At 68.8% G+C, this 19,492-nt stretch carries 18 protein-coding genes; 12 read left to right on the top strand and 6 right to left on the bottom strand.

Annotated features, from left to right (window positions below):
• Window positions 1–120 precede the first annotated feature (120 nt).
• A complete protein-coding gene (locus ABD243_RS02000) occupies window positions 121–567 on the bottom strand; it encodes a QcrA and Rieske domain-containing protein (RefSeq protein ID WP_161958189.1) in 447 nt (148 codons plus the stop codon).
• 158 nt (window positions 568–725) lie between these two features.
• On the opposite strand from ABD243_RS02000, the gene ABD243_RS01995 reads away from it, so the two are divergent.
• The 7 genes from ABD243_RS01995 (at window position 726) to dhaM (ending at window position 7,849) form a co-directional block, all read left to right on the top strand.
• Window positions 726–2,846 (top strand): S9 family peptidase, encoded by a 2,121-nt coding sequence (locus ABD243_RS01995; RefSeq protein WP_344361470.1) that lies wholly within the window; start codon window positions 726–728, stop codon window positions 2,844–2,846.
• Window positions 2,847–2,905: 59 nt separating this feature from the next.
• Window positions 2,906–3,415 (top strand): amino-acid N-acetyltransferase, encoded by a 510-nt coding sequence (locus ABD243_RS01990; protein WP_344361467.1) that lies wholly within the window; start codon window positions 2,906–2,908, stop codon window positions 3,413–3,415.
• Window positions 3,416–3,519: 104 nt separating this feature from the next.
• Window positions 3,520–4,935, top strand: a complete 1,416-nt coding sequence (locus ABD243_RS01985; protein ID WP_344361465.1) for an FAD-binding oxidoreductase — start codon at window positions 3,520–3,522, stop codon at window positions 4,933–4,935.
• 79 nt (window positions 4,936–5,014) lie between these two features.
• Window positions 5,015–5,386 carry a hypothetical protein gene (locus ABD243_RS01980; protein WP_344361463.1) on the top strand — a complete coding sequence of 124 codons (372 nt, stop codon included), beginning with the start codon at window positions 5,015–5,017 and terminating at the stop codon, window positions 5,384–5,386.
• 164 nt (window positions 5,387–5,550) lie between these two features.
• Window positions 5,551–6,552, top strand: coding sequence for a dihydroxyacetone kinase subunit DhaK (dhaK, locus tag ABD243_RS01975; RefSeq protein WP_116765459.1), 1,002 nt, complete (start codon window positions 5,551–5,553; stop codon window positions 6,550–6,552).
• 2 nt (window positions 6,553–6,554) lie between these two features.
• Entirely contained in the window at window positions 6,555–7,181 is a 627-nt protein-coding gene (dhaL, locus tag ABD243_RS01970) for a dihydroxyacetone kinase subunit DhaL (protein WP_091250073.1), read from the top strand.
• Entirely contained in the window at window positions 7,178–7,849 is a 672-nt protein-coding gene (dhaM, locus tag ABD243_RS01965; RefSeq protein ID WP_344361454.1) for a dihydroxyacetone kinase phosphoryl donor subunit DhaM, read from the top strand. Before dhaL ends, dhaM begins: the two co-directional genes overlap by 4 nt.
• A gap of 75 nt (window positions 7,850–7,924) precedes the next feature.
• Here dhaM and ABD243_RS01960 read toward each other — a convergent pair whose 3' ends face one another.
• Entirely contained in the window at window positions 7,925–8,422 is a 498-nt protein-coding gene (locus tag ABD243_RS01960; RefSeq protein WP_344361451.1) for a hypothetical protein, read from the bottom strand.
• A 16-nt stretch (window positions 8,423–8,438) separates the two neighbouring features.
• Window positions 8,439–9,275, bottom strand: a complete 837-nt coding sequence (locus ABD243_RS01955) for an HhH-GPD family protein (protein WP_344361737.1) — start codon at window positions 9,273–9,275, stop codon at window positions 8,439–8,441.
• A gap of 305 nt (window positions 9,276–9,580) precedes the next feature.
• Between ABD243_RS01955 and ABD243_RS01950 the strand changes: the two genes are divergently transcribed.
• Window positions 9,581–10,318 carry a hypothetical protein gene (locus ABD243_RS01950; protein WP_425547106.1) on the top strand — a complete coding sequence of 246 codons (738 nt, stop codon included), beginning with the start codon at window positions 9,581–9,583 and terminating at the stop codon, window positions 10,316–10,318.
• A 34-nt stretch (window positions 10,319–10,352) separates the two neighbouring features.
• Here the strand turns inward: ABD243_RS01950 and disA are convergent, their stop codons facing one another.
• Window positions 10,353–11,429, bottom strand: a complete 1,077-nt coding sequence (disA, locus tag ABD243_RS01945) for a DNA integrity scanning diadenylate cyclase DisA (protein WP_091250080.1) — start codon at window positions 11,427–11,429, stop codon at window positions 10,353–10,355.
• A gap of 377 nt (window positions 11,430–11,806) precedes the next feature.
• On the opposite strand from disA, the gene ABD243_RS01940 reads away from it, so the two are divergent.
• A complete protein-coding gene (locus tag ABD243_RS01940; protein ID WP_344361445.1) occupies window positions 11,807–13,420 on the top strand; it encodes a peptide chain release factor 3 in 1,614 nt (537 codons plus the stop codon).
• A 180-nt stretch (window positions 13,421–13,600) separates the two neighbouring features.
• Entirely contained in the window at window positions 13,601–14,974 is a 1,374-nt protein-coding gene (locus tag ABD243_RS01935; protein ID WP_344361443.1) for a protein kinase domain-containing protein, read from the top strand.
• A 17-nt stretch (window positions 14,975–14,991) separates the two neighbouring features.
• Here the strand turns inward: ABD243_RS01935 and ABD243_RS01930 are convergent, their stop codons facing one another.
• On the bottom strand, window positions 14,992–16,200 hold the full coding sequence (locus ABD243_RS01930; RefSeq protein WP_116765464.1) for a PucR family transcriptional regulator: 1,209 nt from the start codon (window positions 16,198–16,200) through the stop codon (window positions 14,992–14,994).
• Window positions 16,201–16,297: 97 nt separating this feature from the next.
• On the opposite strand from ABD243_RS01930, the gene ABD243_RS01925 reads away from it, so the two are divergent.
• Window positions 16,298–17,380 carry a ferredoxin reductase gene (locus ABD243_RS01925; RefSeq protein WP_344361440.1) on the top strand — a complete coding sequence of 361 codons (1,083 nt, stop codon included), beginning with the start codon at window positions 16,298–16,300 and terminating at the stop codon, window positions 17,378–17,380.
• A gap of 13 nt (window positions 17,381–17,393) precedes the next feature.
• The gene (locus ABD243_RS01920) at window positions 17,394–18,629 is read left to right on the top strand and encodes a fatty acid desaturase family protein (protein WP_237563262.1); all 1,236 of its coding nucleotides are present in this window, start codon (window positions 17,394–17,396) and stop codon (window positions 18,627–18,629) included.
• A gap of 211 nt (window positions 18,630–18,840) precedes the next feature.
• Here the strand turns inward: ABD243_RS01920 and ABD243_RS01915 are convergent, their stop codons facing one another.
• The gene (locus ABD243_RS01915) at window positions 18,841–19,476 is read right to left on the bottom strand and encodes a class I SAM-dependent methyltransferase (RefSeq protein WP_344361435.1); all 636 of its coding nucleotides are present in this window, start codon (window positions 19,474–19,476) and stop codon (window positions 18,841–18,843) included.
• Window positions 19,477–19,492 lie beyond the last annotated feature (16 nt).

Below are 19,492 nucleotides of genomic sequence, written 5' to 3'. Positions count from 1 at the left end.
CAAAGGCGCGATAACTCAACGCCACACAGCAAGAGGCCCCGTCCGCTCCCGAAAGAGAGTGGGCGGGGCCTCTTGCTGTGTGATGCCAGCCGGGCGCCAACACGCGCCCTGCGGTTGCCGTCAGGCGGTGACGGTGATCCAGTCCCCGTCGATGGCGGCGGTCAGGGGCGCGAGGGGGCTGCGCGCCGGACCCGTTATGACACTTCCGTCCGCGCCCTTGAAGGCGGAGCCGTGGCACGGGCATTCGAAATTCTGGCCGGACGGGGCCACCGGGCAGCCGGCGTGGGTGCACGTCGCGTCATAGGCCAGGACCTTCTGATCCGCGGACCGGAAAATGACGACTGTCTTTCCGTTGGCGGTCCCGGTGGCAGTGGCGCCCACTTTAACCTCGCTGAGCTTGCCGACCCGGACAGGCGTGCCCGCAGGCGCCGATGCGTCGGCGGCCGTCGAGGGGGCCGCGCTGTCCGAGGGTTGGGCGGCGCATGCGGAAAGGGCCAGGCCGCCACCAACCGTGGCGGCCGCACCGAGCAACATGGAGCGTCTGGGCAGGGACTTTTCAGGGTTCATGGACCCATCATGCCAAGCCCCCCTGAAAGGACGCTGCGATTCCGGCGGCAGGCCGACCCGGCCGACGTGCCCCGGAAGGACCCGGGCACTCTGAAGCGGCCGGTTCACTCTCAGTGAACTTTTTGTGATCGACGCCACAGGAGGTGTTGAATCGGTGCATGGCTGCCAAGGACTCAGTGACCCTGAGCGAACAACCCGAGACCCCTTTCCATGACCTGGACCATTACCTCGCAATTCCCCGAGTGAGCGGTCTGGCACTGAGCCCCGACGGCGGGCGGCTGGTTACCACGGTGGCCACGCTTAACGCCAAGGGCACCGAATACTGCGCCGCGCTGTGGGAAGTTGACCCGAATGGGTCCAGGCAGGCCCGCCGGATCACGCGCAGCGCCAAGGGGGAAGCGGGCGCGGTGTTTGCAGCCAACGGGGACCTCTACTTCACCTCCGCCCGTCCCGATCCGGAGAGCCCCGAGGCCGACCCCGTCAATGCCCTCTGGATGCTCCCGTCCGGCGGCGGCGAAGCCCGGGTGGCCTTTTCCCGCGCCGGCGGGATCAGCAGCGTCCTGGCAGCCGCGGATGCGGACACCCTGGCGGTCGCGGCCCCGGTCCTCGCCGGCTCCACCGACGAGGACAACGACGAGGAACGCCGCAAGGCCCGCAAGGACAACAAGGTCGCGGCGATCCTGCACAGCGGCTACCCCGTCCGCTACTGGGACGCCGACCTCGGCCCGGCGCAGCCGCGGCTGTTCGCCGTCGAACCCGGAGAGCCACTGGAGTCCGGAAAGCCGACGACGGTCGACGCCGCGCCGCCGCTGAAGCTCCGCAACCTGACGCCCGACGCCGGCAACAGGCTCAGGGACGCCCAGACGGTGATCAGCCCGGACGGCAGGACCATTTACAGCAGCTTCACGAAGCCGCTGGCGAACGCCGATTCGCGCTCCGTGCTGGTGGCGATCGACGTCGCCACCGGCACCCGGACGGTGCTGCTGGACACGGACGGGATGCACTATTACCCGGGACCTGTCAGCCCGGACAACCGGAGCCTCGTGGTGGTCAGTGAAAGCGATACCACCCCGTTTGCGGCCCCGCAGATCAAGCTCCACCTTCTCGACGTCGCCGTACCGGCAGGCGGGGGCGCGCTGACGCCCCTTGCCCACGACTGGGACCGCTGGGCCCGCCCCGCCGCCTGGCTGCCGGACGGATCGGCCTTGCTGGTCACCGCGGACGAGGACGGCGCCGCGCCGGTCTTCCGGATCCCGGTCGCAGGGGGACCGGGCCAGGCCTCCCAGGTGTCCCGCCTGACAGCCGACGACGCCGCGTACACCGACGTCGTGGTCGCACCGGACGGGCACAGCGCCTACGCCCTGCGCAGCTCCTACGAATTTCCCGCCGAACCCGTGCGGATCGACCTCGCCTCCGGCGGCGTCGTCCGCTTGCCGGCGCCGGCCGAGCGACCGCAGTTCAAGGGGACGCTCGAACGAGTGGAGACGACGGCGGCCGACGGCGCCCGGGTGCCCGCGTACCTGGCCCTTCCGGAGGGCGCGTCCGCCGCAAACCCGGCCCCGCTGCTGCTCTGGATCCACGGCGGCCCGCTGGGATCCTGGAACGCCTGGACCTGGCGCTGGAACCCCTGGCTGCTGGTAGCCCGCGGCTACGCGGTGCTGTTGCCGGACCCGGCCCTCTCCACCGGCTACGGCCAGGACCACATCCAACGCGGCTGGGGCGAATGGGGCAAGGCACCGTACACGGACCTGATGGCCGTGACCGACGCCGTCGTGCAGCGCCCCGACATCGACCAGGAGCGCACGGCCGCCATGGGCGGGTCCTTCGGCGGCTACATGGCCAACTGGGTAGCCGGGCACACGGACCGTTTCAAGGCCATCATCACGCACGCCAGCCTCTGGGCCCTGGACCAGTTCGGGCCCACCACGGACGCTGCGCAGTACTGGCTCAAGGAAATGACGGCCGAGATGGCGATGGAGAACTCCCCGCATCTGCACGTCGACAACATCCGGACTCCCATGCTGGTCATCCACGGCGACAAGGACTACCGCGTGCCGATCGGCGAGGGGCTCCGGCTCTGGTACGAACTGCTGGCCAAGTCACAGCTCGCGGCCGACGCGAACGGCGAAACCGACCACCGCTTCCTGTACTTCCCGGACGAGAACCACTGGATCCTGCAGCCGCAGCACGCCAAGGTCTGGTACGGCGTCGTGGAGCACTTCCTCGCCCGCCACCTGCTGGACAAGGACCTCCCCGTCCCTGACGAACTGGGTCTCTGACGCCGCGGACCCGGGGGCCGGCCGCGGGCCGGCCCCCGGGGCACCCGTAAGATTGGGCTGTGACTGAGACGATCCGTATCCGCCCTGCCCGCACCGGCGACGTCGCCGCCATCAAGACCTTGGTTGCGCCGCTGGCCGAACAGCGGATCCTCATGGCTAAGGAAACCGTGGCCTACTACGAAAGCCTGCAGGAATTCCGGATTGCCGAGTCGGACGACGGCGAGGTGATCGGCTGCGGGGCGCTGCACGTAATGTGGGAGGACCTCGCCGAGGTGCGCACCCTCGCGGCCTCCGATGCCTGGCGCGGCAAGGGCGTGGGGCACGCGCTCGTGGAGCGCCTGCTGGAGGACGCCCGGGACCTGGGCGTGTCGCGCGTCTTCTGCCTGACGTTTGAAGTGGATTTCTTCAAGAAGCACGGCTTTGAAGTCATGGCTGACCAGACCGCCGTCGACCCTGTGGTGTATTCCGAGCTCCTGCGCTCCCATGACGAAGGCGTCGCCGAGTTCCTGGACCTGGCGCGGGTCAAGCCGAACACGCTGGGCAACACCCGGATGATCAAGGAGCTGTAGGGCGCGCCCAAAATGCCTGATTTGTAGATCTTCCGATATATCCACTCGATCTATAAACTTCTAAGAGCTCGCTGGGGAGCGATCCGCCTAGCTGAAAGTACCCCATGCGCCCTCACGCCTCCGCTCACGAAAGGACCTCCCTCCAACTGCGCGTCCGCGGACTCGTCTACCTCCCCGGAGACTCCGCCTATGACCAGGAAACCGCGGCCTTCAACCTCGCCACCCGCCACACCCCCGACCTGGTCCTCGCCGCTGCCGACGCCGACGACGTCGCAGCAGCCGTCCGCTGGGCCGCCGAACGCGGCATGTCGATTTCGGTCCAAGCCACGGGGCACGGTGCCGCCAACGCCATCACGGACGGGCTCCTGGTCAGCACCCGCAGGCTCCTGGACCTCGACATCGACCCGGAAGAGCGCACGGCCCGGGTCGGCGCCGGCATCCGCTGGCGCGAGGTCGTGGCCGCCGCCGCACCCTACGGGCTGATGGGCCTGCACGGATCCGCCACCGACGTCGGCGTCGTGGGCTACACCGTGGGCGGAGGGCTGCCGCTGCTCGGCCGAAAGTATGGCTTCGCGTCAGACCATGTGCTGGCCGTTGAGGTCGTGACGCCCGACGGCGTCCAGCAACGCGTGGACCAGTACAACAACCCCCGGCTGTTTGCGCTCCTGCGTGGCGGCAAGGGCAACTTCGGCATCGTCACCGCCATGGAGTTCAGGCTCTTCCCGGCCGGCGAGCTCTACGCGGGCGGAATCTTCTATCCCGGGGAACGGGCCCGGGAAGTCCTCGCGGCCTTCCGTGAATGGGCGCCGGCGCTTCCTGCGGACGCCTCGGCTTCGCTCGCCTTCCTGCGGCTGCCCGAACTCGAGGACATCCCGGAGTTACTGCGTGGGCGCTTCGTGATGCACCTGCGGTTCGCGTGGCAAGGGACTGCCGCTGAGGGCCAACGCCTCCTTGACCCGATGCGCGGCGTGGCCCCGGTCCTGGCAGACCTCTCCGGTCCGCTGCCATTCACGCAGGTCGATGCGGTGCACCTGGATCCGGAGCATCCCGTCCCGGTGCGCGAAGGCGGCATGCTGCTAAATGAACTGGACGAGGCACTCGCGGAGGCCCTTCTGGAAGTCGCCGGCCCGGACAGCAACGCACCCCTCCTCCTGGCTGAGATCCGGCTGATGGGCGGAGCCCTCGCAGCCCCGGCGGCGCCTTCGAGCCACGGCGACCACGTGGCCGGGCGGGACGCCGCGTGGTCGTTCTTCGCGGTGGGCGTCATGATGCCCGAGAGCGCCGACGTTGTCCCGGCAGCCATCGCAGCCGCCCGCCGGACGCTGGCACCGTTTGGAACCGGCGGCACCGCCGTGAACATGCACGGCCACGTCGAATCCGCCGACGACGCCGCCAGGGCCTGGCCGGAAGGCTCCCGCCGCCGGCTCAGCGAAGCCAAAGCAGAATTGGATCCGCAGAATCTGTTCCGGCATGGCCACGCGATTGCCCCGGCAGTTCCGGGGCCGGCCCCGGCGTTCTAGGGCCGGCGGCGGGCAGTCGCCGCACCCCGCCGCACCCCGCGGCGCCTCGCAGGACGGGGGCTTCCATTCAATAAATTTGGTGGATAAACTGATGCCGGCCCAGGGGGTGGGCCGCCATACTTCCGGAGGCAAAAAATTGCATAACGACGTGATTTTTCCCGATTTCTCCGCTTCGCCCAGCAAAGATATGCGCAGGACAGCCGCCAGCGCCCCGGCAGCGCCGCGGGTCCACTCGCTCGATACGCCGGACCAGCCATCGCCGGAACCTGCGAATCAGTTGTCGCCCGATGCCGATGCACCCGTAGGCGGACGAACGGCCGGCCCCGGATCCGCCTCCGGGCCGCCGGCCGCGTCCCGCACCCGCAAGGGCCGTCTCGCCGCGCCGCCGTTTTCCTGGTTGGGCGGCGATGCCTGGCCGCACTTTCCGGCATGGGCCGACACGCAAGTCTGAATCGTCGTCGGAGCCCAAGAGCCCGCCGCGGCACCGTCTCGCCGGCACGGGCGCTCGCAGCCCCGGCGGGAAGCCTCACAAGGGGAAACGGGAGCCTACCGCCGGCCGTGCCCCGGTAGTAGGGTCTAAGCAAGCAGCCAGGACACCATCCAGGGAGCACCGCCATGAAGAAACTCATCAATGATCCCAAAGCCGTGGTCGACGAGTCAGTGGAAGGGTTCGGGCTTGCACATGCCGACCTCGTGACCGTTTTTGCCGACCCCAAGTACATCGTGCGCAAGGACGCGCCGGTGGCCGGGAAGGTCGGACTCGTCTCCGGCGGCGGCAGCGGACACGAGCCGCTGCACGGCGGCTATGTGGGAATGGGCATGCTCGACGCCGCCGTTCCCGGCGCCGTCTTCACTTCGCCCACGCCCGACCAGATCCTGCCGGCCACGCTGGCCGTGAACTCCGGCGCCGGCGTTGTGCATATCGTGAAGAACTACACCGGCGACGTCCTCAACTTCGAGACCGCCGCCGAACTCGCGCAGGCCGAAGGCGTCGAGGTCCGTACCGTCCTGGTCAACGACGACGTCGCCGTGCAGGACTCGCTGTACACCGCGGGCCGCCGCGGCGTCGGCGGCACGGTCCTGGTCGAGAAGATCGCCGGCGCCGCCGCCGAGCGCGGCGATAACCTGGACGCCGTCGCCGCGATCGGTGACCGCGTCAACCAGAACGTGCGCAGCATGGGCGTGGCATTGTCCGCCTGCACCGTTCCGCACGCGGGCGTCCCCAGTTTCGAGCTCGAGGAAAACGAGATCGAGATCGGGATCGGCATCCACGGCGAGCCGGGACGGCACAAAATCCCCATGGAAAACGCCGACGGCATCACCGACCGGCTTCTGGACCCCGTGGTCAGCGACCTCGGACTGAGTTCCGGGGACAAGGTGCTTTTGTTCGTCAACGGCATGGGCGGCACCCCGGCGAGCGAGCTGTATATCGTTTACCGCCGGGCCGCGCAGAGGCTGGCGGAGCAGGGTGTCACCGTGGCCCGCTCGCTCGTGGGCAACTACATCACGTCCCTTGAGATGCAGGGCTGCTCCATCACGGTCCTGCGCCTCGATGACGAAATGACGTCGCTCTGGGACGCTCCCGTGCACACCGCGGCCCTCCGCTGGGGCGTCTGACCGTGGGGCTGGATGTCGGCTGGGCCGTGCGCTGGCTGACCCTGTCAGCGCAGGCCATGGCGGAGCACCGGGTTGAGCTGATCGAGCTGGACCGGCCAATCGGAGACTCGGATCACGGCGAGAACATGGACCGCGGCTTCAAGGCCGTAATGGTTAAGCTCGCCGAGGCGCCGCCGGAAACCCCGGGCGCGGCCCTGAAACTGACCGCCATGACGCTGATGTCCAAGGTCGGCGGGGCCGCCGGCCCGCTGTACGGCACGGCATTCCTGCGGGCCGCCACGGCACTGGGAGACACTTCCGACGTCGACGCCGCCACACTGGCCACGGCCCTGCAGGCCGCCCGCGACGGAATCGTCGCCCGTGGAAAGGCAGAGTCCGGGGACAAGACCATGGTGGACGCGTGGACGCCCGCGATCGAGGCGGCCGCTGCCGCGGCAGGGGACGGCGACGTCCGGAAAGTCCTCGTGTCTGCGGCGGAAGCGGCCGAGGCAGGGGCCGTTTCCACGGATCCGATGCTCGCCCGCAAGGGCCGTGCCAGCTACCTGGGGGAGCGCAGCATCGGCCACCGCGACCCCGGAGCGGTCTCCAGCGCACTGATCCTGCGCGCCGCGGCCGGAGCAGCCGAATGACAGTCCGGCTTGTCGTCGTCTCGCACAGTGCAAAAATCGCGGACGGCGCCGCCGAACTCGCCGCGCAAATGGCGCCTGACGTCCTCATCCTCCCCGCCGGAGGCACCGACGACGGCCGGATCGGCACCAGCCTGGAGAAGGTCATGGCGGCCCTCGAACAGGCCGCCGGTGACGGCGTCGTGGTGCTCACCGACCTCGGATCCGCCGTGATGACGGCCGAGTCCGCAGCGGAGTTCGCGGCGGGTCCGGAATCCGTGCTGCTCGCGGACGCACCCCTCGTGGAAGGACTCGTGGCCGCAGCGGTGGCGGCACAGACGGGGGCCGACGCAGCGGCGGTGAAGGACGCCGCCGAAGCCGTCTACCGGCCCCCGGTCCACCCCGCGGAGGCTGAACACGTGCACCAGCAGCCGCCGGACGCCACGGGGGACTTCGAGCTCGTCAACCAGGCCGGCATGCATGCCCGGCCGGCAGCCAAGATCGCCGGGGGACTGTCCGGCATGGATGCCGACGTCACCGTCAACGGGGCGGATGGGGCCTCCATGACGGAGCTCATGATGCTTGCCGCCGGCAAGGGAACCGTCCTGCATGTGGAGGCCAGCGGCCCGGACGCCGCCAAAGCGGTGGGCTATCTGGAACGCCTCGTCAGCTCGGGGTTCGGCGAGCCGTAGCCGTTGTCCGGCCGGGCGTAGCCCGGGCGCGGAGAGATGTCCGGGCCGGGCACCTCGGAGTCCGGGGAATATGAGCTAGGGCGACGGCCGAAGGCCGGCCGCGTCGAGCACCGCGTGGGCCGTGATGAAGCTTCCGCACTGCTCTCCAAACGGATGCGCCACCCGGGGTGTGAAAGCCGCAGTCCGTGCCGGCAGCGGGGCCCCGGTGTTGGACGTGCCCGTGGCCGTCACCTCGATCCGGTTGGCGGTCAACGTCTCCATCATCAGCATCCCGGTCAGGGTGCCGTCGGGGGAAGACGTGGCCGAACAGACACCGTCGAGGCCCGAGGGGCCCGGTTTGCAGCCCTGGTCCACGGCGACGCTCCCCGGGACCAGTTCCAGGTCCGCTTCCTTACAGCGGCCGTCCTGGCAGGCCAACAGGTGGATGGTCTTCACGGACGGGGCGTACTCCCGGTCCACGGTCAACGACACCACCGGCGCCTGCGCGATCGCCGGACAAACGGCCTCCGGCCGGCACGAGGTGACCAGGACGGCGGTGAGGGCCAGAGCGGCCACGGCCGCCAGCTTGCGCATGCTCCAGCGTAGATCCTCAGGCAGGGAGCCGGAAGCCGCCCCGGTGCAGCTCCGCGAGCCCGTCTCCCAGCAGGCCGGCCAGCGCGCGTTCCAGCTGTTCGGGAGCCGCATTGAGCCGGTGCAGGGCCGCGAGCGGAATCCCGATTCCATCCGGTTCGAAGCCCAGGTCCGCCGGGGCCCGGTGGAACAGTTCCGGCGCCACGGGGTCCTCGGCCACCCGCAGGACAGCCATCACAGCGCCGCGCACCTGCCGGTCCGTGCCATGCCATGACTGGCCCTTTGGCGTGTACGTCGGCGGCGGCTCGCCGGCGGCAAGCCAGGCGCAGGAGTCACGGACCGGGCACTGCCCGCACTTGGGGGCCCGGGCCGTGCAGACCATCGCGCCGAGTTCCATGACGGAGGCGTTCCAGCGGACCGAGGCGGCCGGGTCTTCCGGGAGCAGCGATGCCGCCAGCCGCATTTCGGCTGCGGTCAGGGCCTGCGACGGCAGCGCCGAGCCCGAGACCAGGCGTGCATGGACCCGGCGGATGTTGGTGTCCACCACCGTTTCCCGGCGCCCAAAGGCGAAGGCGGCAACGGCGGCTGCTGTGTAGCTGCCCACGCCCGGGAGTTCCAGGAGTTCGGTATAGGCGCCGGGGACCGCCCCGGCGTGGCTGTCCCTGATGGCGACGGCGGCCGCGTGCAGGCGCAGCGCGCGCCGCGGATACCCCAGCCGGCCCCAGGACCGGACGGCTTCCCCCGCGGGCTCCGCGGCGAGGGCGGACGGCTCCGGCCAGCGGCGCAGCCACTGCTCCCAGACCGGCAGAACCCGGACCACCGGTGTCTGCTGGAGCATGACCTCGCTGACCAGCACGCCCCAAGGCGTGCACTCCGCCGCCCGCCACGGCAGCTCCCTGGCGTTGGACGCGAACCAGTCATCCAGCGCGGTGTGGAGGGCGGGCAGATCCGCGGCAACGGCAAGCCCTCCGGCGGCAAGCTCACCGGAGGGAAGCGGCCCGGCGGCCCGGGATCCGGGTGGCGCCACGGCATCGACGGAAGGGGTGTGGGTTAGAGTTTCGATCCATTCAGCGTAATAGATCCGGCGAACCGATCCGGACGGCTGCGGGTCCCGCGGCGTGGTCGGACGCCATAGCCCGCAGGGTTCTCTAGGCTAGAAGAATGGTCAGGCAAGGCAGTTCAGCAACGGGTGGTTCACGGCCGAAAGGACCCGGCGGAGGCCAATCCGCCGGAAGGCCCGGACGGCGTCCGCTCAGCCCGGTGTACCGCCGACGCCGGCTGTTTGCGGGCGTGGTCCTGCTAATCGTCCTCGCCGTCGCCTTCGGCGGCTTTGCCGCCGTCTCCAACGCCCTGGGCGGAGGTCAGCCTTCCGGAGCGGGAACGGCGCCGTCGGGCGAGCCGTCCGGGGCAGGTGCCGCGCCGTCGAACCAGCCAACAGCCTCAGCGTCGGGGAGCCCCGGGGCTTCGGAGGACCCGTCGGCCACTCCCACCCCCACAACATCGGGCGATGGCTGCGAGCAGAATCTGCTGATCGTCACGGCCGCCACCGACCAACAGGTCTATGCCGCGGGGGAGAAGCCGCTGCTAACCCTCAAAGTGACCAACAACAACAAGGTGCCGTGCACGGTCAACATCGGGACGTCGCAGATGGAATACATGATCACCAGCGGTTCGGACCGGATCTTCTCGTCCAAGGATTGCCAGGCGGAGAGCACTGACCTGATGAAGACCATCGCGCCGGGCAAGAGCGAGACCGCGAACTTCCCGTGGCAGCGCAACCGCACGGTGCAGGGCTGCGAACCCGTCGCCGCCAAGCCCGGAGCCGGCGGCGCCTACTACGTCTTCACGGCCCGGCTGGCGAACAAGACCAGCGACAAGGCCGTATTCCAGCTCAACTAGTTCCCGTCGAAGGGTGTCGGAAAGGTGAGGCGGGCTAGAGGAAGCGGTCCAGCAGGCTGGCCTCGGCCATGCGGCTCAGGCCCTCCCGGACGGTCCTGGCCCGCTGGTCACCGATCCCATCCACGGTCATGAGGTCATCGATCGTTGCCGCCATCAGGAACTGCAGGCCGCCAAAGTGGTCCACCAGGCGGTCGGCGACAGCCTTCGGCACGGCCTTGAGGCCGGAGAGCAGGCGGTAGCCGCGCGGCTGCACGACGGCGTCGAGGTTCGCTTCGCCGCCGGCGAAGCCGACGATCCCGGCGATCTTGCCCAGATCGATCAGCTCGGTGGGGCCCAGGCTCACGAGGGCCTTGACCGCCTTCTCAATGTCCTCGGCGGTTGCCGCCGGGCCGGAGTAGTCGCGGATGATCACGTCGCTGCCCGGGCCTCGTCCCACGGTGAGCTCGTCGAGCTGCAGCGAGAGCAGGCGGCCGTCCTCGCCCAGTTCCAGGACGTACTGGGAGATTTCCTCGGAGATCCTGCGCACCATTTCCTGGCGCTGCAGCGTGACCGCGACGTCGCGGACCGTCACCATGGCCTCGATTTCCAGGGCGGAGAGCGAGCTGGTCACCTGGTCCAGGCGCGAGCGGTAGCGTTCCAGGGTTGCCAGGGCCTGGTTGGCGCGGGCCAGGACCTTCTCCGAGCCCTCCAGGACATGCCGCAGCCCGTTCACGTACAGTGCGATGATCTGCATCGACTGGCTGACCGAAATGACAGGGACTCCGGTCTGGATGGCCACCCGCTCCGCGGTCCGGTGCCGGGTGCCCGATTCCTGGGTTTCGATGCTCGAGTCCGGGACAAGCTGGACCGCCGCGCGCAGGATATTGCTGGCATCTTTGTCGCAGACAATGGCGCCGTCCATTTTGGCCAGTTCGCGCAGCCGCGTGGGGGAGAAATCGATACCGATCTCGAAGCCGCCCGAGCAGATGGACTCTATGGTCCGGTCGATGCCGAGCACAATCAGCGCGCCGGTGCGTCCGCGGAGAATGCGTTCCAGACCGTCTCGTAGGGCGGTGCCCGGTGCCACTCTGGCCAGAGTCGCCTTGAGCGAATCTTCAGGGCTCCGAGCCATAGATTTCCCTTCAAAGGTGCGGGCACTGGCCCGCAGGTACGCCGGTTTCCAGGGTCCACCGGCAGGATCAAAAGTACTCAGTTCCCCGCTCTCCCCATGATAGGGGTAAAGCAGAGCCACTTCCGCACAGGCAAGCCTTAAAGTGGTCCATTGCGACGTGCGCGCGAAGCCCCCGGAATGGCTGTCGCGGGTCCCGTCGGCGGCGGCACTTTGGTGCAGCCGGGCGGCCGCCGCGCGTGGTGCCCTGCGCGGTGTTGGTACAAGGTGTTTGGCCGCCACTTCGTGCGGGTCCACGGCCTGCGATAAACTTGGATCCTTGGGTGTACCGCGGGCTCTCCGCGCCGTGACCCGTCCACAGCCGCAGCGAAAGTAGCATCGTGTCTCAAGAAGTCCTCAGCCCCGCCCGAGTCCAGGAGATTCACAAGCAGGCGGCCCGGCGCCGGACTTTCGCGGTCATTTCGCACCCCGACGCCGGCAAATCCACCCTCACGGAGGCCCTCGCGCTGCACGCCAAGGTGATCGGCACGGCCGGTGCCTCCAGCGGCAAGGCCAACCGCAAGGAGACGGTCTCGGACTGGATGCAGATGGAAAAGGACCGCGGCATCTCCATCAGCTCGGCCGCACTGCAGTTCGCCTACCGGGACACCGTCATCAACCTCCTGGACACTCCCGGCCACGCCGACTTCTCGGAAGACACCTACCGTGTGCTGGCAGCCGTGGACTGCGCCGTCATGCTGGTCGACGCCGCGAAGGGCCTGGAAACCCAGACGATGAAGCTCTTCGAGGTCTGCAAGCAGCGGAACCTGCCCATCATCACCGTCATCAACAAATGGGACCGGCCGGGCCTGGACGCACTGGCCCTCATGGACGAGATCACCGAGCGCACCGGGCTGCAGCCGATGCCGCTGACCTGGGCCGTGGGCATCTCCGGCGACTTCCGCGGCGTCTGGGACCTGCGCAACGACCGTTTCGCGCAGTTCAAGCGCAACAACGCCGGCGCCAACATCGCCCTCACCGAGTACTTCACCCCGGACGAGGCCGCCGCCAGCCAGGGCGAAGACTGGTCCAACGCGGTGGACGAGGCCGGACTGGTCATCGAATCCAACCTCGCGTTCGACGTCGAGGCCTTCCATGCCGGCAAAGCGACGCCGATCCTCTTCAGCTCTGCAGCCCTCAACTTCGGCGTGAAGGAAATCCTCGACGCCCTTGTCGACTTCGCCCCGCCGGCCGCGCCGCGGCCCGACGTCGACGGCGAGCCCCGCCCCGTCGATGCCCCCTTCGCCGGGTTCGTCTTCAAGGTCCAGGCCGGCATGAACAAGGCCCACCGCGACCACGTGGCCTTCATCCGGGTCTGCTCCGGCATGTTCGAGCGCGGCATGGTGGTCACCCAGGGCCGGACGGGAAAGTCCTTCGCCACCAAGTACGCCCAGCAGGTTTTCGGCCGCGAACGCGAGGTGATCGATGAAGCCTTCCCGGGCGATGTCGTGGGCCTCGTCAACGCCTCCTCCCTCCGCGTGGGGGACAGCCTGTTCCTGGACCAGCCCGTGGAGTTCCCCGCGATCCCGCTGTTCGCCCCGGAACACTTCCAGGTGGCGCGCTCCAAGGACCCCAGCCGGTTCAAGCAGTTCCGCCGCGGCATCGAACAGCTCGAGCACGAGGGCGTCATCCAGGTGCTCCGCTCCGACATCCGCGGCGACCAGGCGCCCGTTCTGGCCGCCGTCGGCCCCATGCAGTTCGAGGTGGTTGAAGACCGCATGGCGCACGACTTCAGCGCGCCCATGCGGCTGGAGCGGCTCCCGTATTCCCTGGCCCGGATTTCGACGGCGGATGCGACGCCTGCGCTGGCCAACGTGCCCGGCGCGGAGGTTCTCTTGCGGTCCGACGGGGAATATCTGGCCCTGTTCAACGACGTCTGGGCCCTGCGTCGGATCGAAAAGAACCACCCGGACCTCACCCTGGTTCCGATCGGCACGCACAACCCCGCCAAATAGCGGCAAGGCGCCGGTGCCGGAAGGTTCCCTGGAGAGTCTTCCGGAATCCGGTTTCCGCGTTATCATAAGTAACCTTGCTAACGATGCGGGCGCCGGGTCGGTTTCCGGCTTTGGACTGATCCGCCCGATATTCACCGGCGGGCCCCATTAGAGGGACCACGTAAACCTTTGACAATAACCATGGACCCCGGTTTTCTGCTGAGCGGGCGTTACCGGCTCGAAGAACTCATTGGCCGGGGTAGCCAATCGAGCGTGTACCGTGCCACGGACGAGGTCCTGGGACGCGAAGTGGCAGTCAAGCTCTTCAGAGACGGCGCCGTGTACGAAAATGCGGTGGAGGAGGAACGCATCCGCCGGCAAAACGACGAAGTGCGGATCCTCGCCGGGATGGCCCACCATGCCCTCGTGACGCTGTTCGATGCCGGGACGGATCTGAGCAACCCCGACCGCAAGCTCAGCTACCTCGTGATGGAACTCGTCCGCGGCCCCGACCTCCGCCGCCGCTCGGCCGAGGGACCGCTGTCCGCAGCCCACATGGCGCTGATCGGACACGATCTCGCCGACGGACTGGCACACATCCACCACCACGGCATCATCCACCGGGACGTCAAACCGGCCAACATCCTCCTTGTGGACTACAGCGTGGAGGACCGGCGTCCGCGCGCCAAACTCAGCGACTTCGGCGTGGCGATCACCATCCGCAAAGGCCACCACGGAGACCCGGACGACAGCTCAGGCACCCCCGCCTACCTGAGCCCCGAACAGGCCGCCGGAGAACCGGCCGGCCCCGCCAGCGACGTCTATTCGCTGGGGCTGGTCCTGCTGGAAGGCCTGACCGGGAAGATGGCCTACCCCGGCGCGCCGGTCCAGTCCGCGCTGGCCCGCCTACTCAACGACCCGGACATCCCCGAAGGGCTCGCGCCCATGTGGGTGGCCCTGCTGACCTCCATGCTGGACAGGGATCCGGCGGCCCGCCCGCCGGCCCGGGAAGTGTCCCTGGCCCTGCGACAGGAAGTCATCAACGGCGCCGGGCGCCACCGCCGGGACGCGGCTCTTCTGCTGACCGATGAAGACGGGCGCATGCAGGCGGTCGAGCGGTACCGGATCCTGGACACCCCGGCGGACGGAGCCTTCAACCGCATCGCGGCGCTCGCCGCACGCATGTTCTCGGTGCCCGTGGCGATTGTCAGCGTGGTGGACCATGACCGTATCTGGTTCAAGGCCCACCACGGCACGGACGTCAGCGAAATCGGCCGCGATCCCGGACTGTGCGCCTCCGCAGTCCTGCAGGGCGATGCCTGGATTGTCCAGGACGCCACCAAGGATCCCCGGACGCTGTCCAATCCGCTCGTGGCGGGCGATTTCGGCCTGCAGTTCTACGCCGGGGTGCCGCTGCGCACTCCGGACGGCTACAACCTGGGCACCTTCTGCATCCTGGACCGTGAGCCCCGCGAGTTCAGCGACGAGGACACCTCCGCGCTGGAGGACCTGGCGGCGCTCGTGATGCATGACCTGGAACTGCGGCTCCACAGCCGGCAGGCGCTCGCCGGGTAACTCGCCGGGTAAGCGGCCTACCGCCGGCCGGCGTGCAGGGCCAGCTCAAGCTCGAAGCGCGCCGTCGGGTCCTCGAGGGCGTCGCCAAAGAGCTCGCGCAACTGCGCCGCCCGGTAACCGACGGTCTGAGGATGGATCCCGAGTTCGGCGGCCACGGGGGCCCGCTGGCCCCAGTGGCGCAGCCAGGAGAGCAGGGTTTCGGCAAGCCGCTCCCGCTGCGCCGGCCGGAGTCCTTCCAGCGGTGCCAGTCGGCGGTTGGCCAGCTCGGTAATCGCCGAGGGCTCCGCTGCGAGAACCACCTGCGCCAGGTGCTCGTCAGCCCAGATCGGTGGGTCCTCGGGCCCCTCGCGCGGCGGCAGCGCCGCGGCCGCCAGCACGGCCAGCCGCAGTGAATCCGGGACCTTTTCCCAGCCGCCGGAGGGCCCCACGGAGGCTCCGCGCCCCTTCAGGGCGCGGTCCAGCTCCTCCCGGGCAGACTGCGACTTCCGCGCCGGCACCAGGGCCACGACGTCGGTCTCGCGTTCAATCACCAGGGCTCCTGGGCCGAGCCGCAGCCGCAGCCCGGCTGCCCGGTCCAGCGGAAGGGTCACCACCGCCATGCGCTGGGGCAGGGACCAGTCCGCCATCGCCGCCGTCTGGCGCAGGGCCGCCTCGTCGGCCTGGCCGAGCAGGAGCAGGTCCAGCAGTTCGGTGCGCCGGCGGTCCACCGCTCCGGCGCGTTCGGACTGTTCGAAGGCGTAGGCCTCGGCGCTCACGGCCGAGAGCTCGTCGATGTAGGCGAGGATCGATTCCCCCAGGTCCACCACGACGCCCTGGCCCAGATGGTGTTCCACCGAGACCCGGGACATTTCCCGGAAGGTCACGCGGGCACCCATGCGGTAGGCGCTCAGCAGGGCGTCCATGCTCCGGCCCTGCCGGAATTCCCCGCTGCCCAGCCCGGCCACCAGATCCCGGCTTTCCTGGGACAGCGCCGGTAGCCGGGTCCCGGGCAGCTGCAGGAACCGGTCCAGCGCCGCGGCCACACCCCTCCTCAGGCCGCGGCCGAACCGCCCCTCAATCGGCCTGGCATACGCCGGAACAAGCTGCGGGACGGCCTCGATGATGGCCTCGACGATGCCGGGCATCCTGGGCCGCAGCATGTCGCTGACCTCCCGGGGCAACGCCAGCCACGGCGGATCGTAGGCGGGAGCGGAGCCGGCGGGCTCCCGGACAGGGGAGGCGTTCATAGACAATCCAACGAGTTGTTGCGGCGGGATAGTTTTCTACAGTCGATCGTATGCCTTGGGTGAAGAAGTATGGCGCAAACTGACATATGGTTAATGAATGATCCGGCTCCGTAAGCTGGCGCGCGCCGCATCTCTACTGACCACCCCCCTAGCTCCAGAAGACATTCTGTCGCTGTTCAACCCTGTGTTCTCCGCACGCCAATTGCGTGGCGTAGTCACCCGGGTGGTTCCAGAAACGGCCGATTCCGCCACCATTTTCTTCCACCCCGGCCGCGGCTGGCAAGCGCACCTTGCCGGCCAGTGGGCCCGAATCGGCGTCGAGCTCGACGGTGTCCGCCACTGGCGGTCGTATTCGCTCAGCGCCCCCGCCGGGCAGGATCCGGCCATCACGGTTACCGACATGGGAGCCGTTTCCGGCGCTCTTGTCCGCGGCACCAAACCCGGCGACATCCTGTTCCTGGCGCCCCCGCAGGGCGACTTTGTCCTGCCGGAACACCCGCGCCCGCTGCTCATGCTCACCGCGGGCAGCGGAATCACCCCCGTGATGTCGATGATCCGCACCCTCGTGCCGCACCGTCCCGACTCCGACGTCGTCCTCATCCACACGGCCCGCACCGCCGCGGACGCCATCTTCCGTGAGGAACTCGCCGAGCTCGCAGACCAGTTCCCCAACTTCCGCGTCACTCACTGGTTCACCGGGGACCGCGGACGGCTGGACTTCACCTCCGCTGCCGATCTGGACCGGTTGTGCCCGGACTGGCGCCAGCGCGCCGCCTACGCGTGCGGTCCGGAGGATTTCCTCAACGACACCGAGGCGCTCTGGGAGGCCGAAGCCGAGGACGCCGCGCCGTCCGCGGCAGTCCGGCCGGGCACCCTGACCATCGAACGCTTCACCACCAGCCTCGCCGCCGGTGCCGGGCACGACGGCGGCCTGGTCACCTTCGAGGCCTCCGACCGCGAAGTCGAGGCCGACGGCGACACCCCGCTGCTCGATGTCGGCGAGGACGCCGGAGTCCTGATGCCCAGCGGCTGCCGCATGGGCATCTGCCACAGCTGCCTCATCCCGCTGCGGGCCGGCCACGTCCGCGACCTTCGCACAGGCGAAGTGCACGGCGAGCCGGGCCAACTAATCCAGACGTGCGTGTCGGCAGCCGCCGGCCCCGTTAACCTCGACCTCTGAGGAGTATTACCGTATGACGATTGTTTCCAACACGCCTGATCTATCCGACGCCGACACCCCCGACGCGAACACCCCCGCCGTAGGCGGTTCAGCCGTCGATGTCGCGGCAGCAAAGGTGCGCACGGCCGCGAAGAAGCGGCCAGGCGCCCTTGCCGAGTCCGGCAGTCCGCTGGTGCGTCCGCCGGCAGCCGCGCACCTCTCTGACGAGCAGGTAGCGGAGCTGGGCCGCGAACTTGACGCCATCAAGGACGACATCCTCGCCAAACGCGGATCCTCCGACGCCGCCTACATCCGCCGCATGATCAAAATCCAGCGAGGCCTGGAAATCTCCGGCCGCGCCGCACTGCTGGTCAGCAAGAACAAGACCGCCTGGGTCGCCGGCACGTCCCTGCTGAGCCTCGCCAAGATCCTGGAAAACATGGAACTCGGGCACAACATCCTGCACGGCCAGTGGGACTGGATGCGGGACCCGGACATCCACTCCACGACGTGGGAGTGGGACTTCGTCACCCCCGCGCGCTCCTGGCAGCACACCCACAACGATCTCCACCACCGCTGGACGAACGTGATCGGCAAGGACAACGACGTCGGATACAACCTGCTGCGCATGGATCCCCAGCAGAAGTGGACGCCGTTCAACCTGGGCAATCCGGTCTACAACGCGCTCCTGGCCCCCGTCTTCGAGTGGGGCATCGCGATCTACGACCTCGAACTCCAGGACTTCAAGGAGGGCAGGAAATCCAAGGAAGCCCTCGTCCGGGACCTGAAGGCCCTCGGCCGCAAGGCTCTCAAGCAGTTCACCAAGGACTACGCCGCCACGCCCGCCGTCGCCATGCTCACCGGTTCAGGCAAGCAGGCCCTCTACGGCACACTGACAGCCAACGCCGTCCGCAATGTGTGGGCGCACGCGGTGATCTTCTGCGGCCACTTCCCCGAAGGTACTGACACCTTCACCGAGGAAATGGTCGAGGGCGAGACCCGCGGTGACTGGTACGTGCGGCAGATGATCGGCTCGGCCAACATCTCCGGTTCCAAGTTCATGCACCTCATGACCGGCAACCTCTCGCACCAGATCGAGCACCACCTGTTCCCGGACCTGCCGTCCAACCGCTACGGGGAAGTGGCGCCCAAGGTGCAGGAGATCTGCCGGCGTTACGGACTGCCGTACACCACGGGCCCGCTCCTGAAGCAGGTCGGCTCCACATGGGCCAAGATCTTCAAGCTGGCCCTGCCTCCCAAAAAGGCCTAGCCACCAAGGCCGGGTCCGCCCGGAGAGCATCGCCGAAAGGGGCGTCCGCCATAGTGGCGGGCGTCCCTTTCGCGTGGCGCGTCCTTTTGCGTGCCGTCCCGGGAACGTTGGGCCGGGAGCGTTTGAGCCCGGGAGCGTTTGAGCCCGGGAACGTTGGGCCGGGAGGTTGGGACGGAGCCGCTCTGGACGGAACGTCACGCCGGCGGGGGGCTCAGGCTTTGCTCGCCGCCCCAAGGACGTGGGCCAGCCGCGGGTTGCCGGGGAGGGCCGAAAAGCCGAAGCGCTCCAGGCCCTCCACGGTGAGGCCGGCCACGGCGATCGCGGCAGCGGTGTCCCGGTTCGGGTGGCATCCGCCTGCCACGCGGCTCCACAACGGTGTGATCAGGTCTTCGGCGGCCCCCAGCACCCGGTGCGCCGAACGGACATGTTCATAAAACAGCAGCATGCCGCCGGGCCGCAGGACCCGGACCACTTCCGCCAGGGCGGTCGCCTGGTCCGCCACGCTGCACAGCACCAAACTGGAGACGACCACGTCCACCGAGGCGTCCGCCGCCGGCAGCGCTTCCGCCACGCCGTCCTGTACGGTGACGGGCACCGGCGCCTTGCTGGCAGCAGCGCGGGCCAACCCCCGGAGCGTGGGATCAGGTTCGAGGGCCAGCACGCCCGTTACCGCGGAAGGGTAGAACGGGAAGGTGGCCCCGTAGCCCGCTCCGATTTCGACGACGACGCCGTACGCCGCTTCCACGAGGCGCCGACGGTGCTCCGCCGCCCCACGGGCGTCCATCCGCGGGCCCACGCGGGCAAAGGATCGCCCGAATGATGAATCGCGGGGGTTCGTCTCCGGCATGCCTGGCTTCTTCCGC

It is taken from the genome of Arthrobacter humicola (assembly GCF_039531445.1).
Lineage (GTDB): Bacteria > Actinomycetota > Actinomycetes > Actinomycetales > Micrococcaceae > Arthrobacter > Arthrobacter humicola.
Note: the sequence above shows the minus strand (reverse complement) of the source record. Positions and strands in the feature narration are given on the sequence as shown.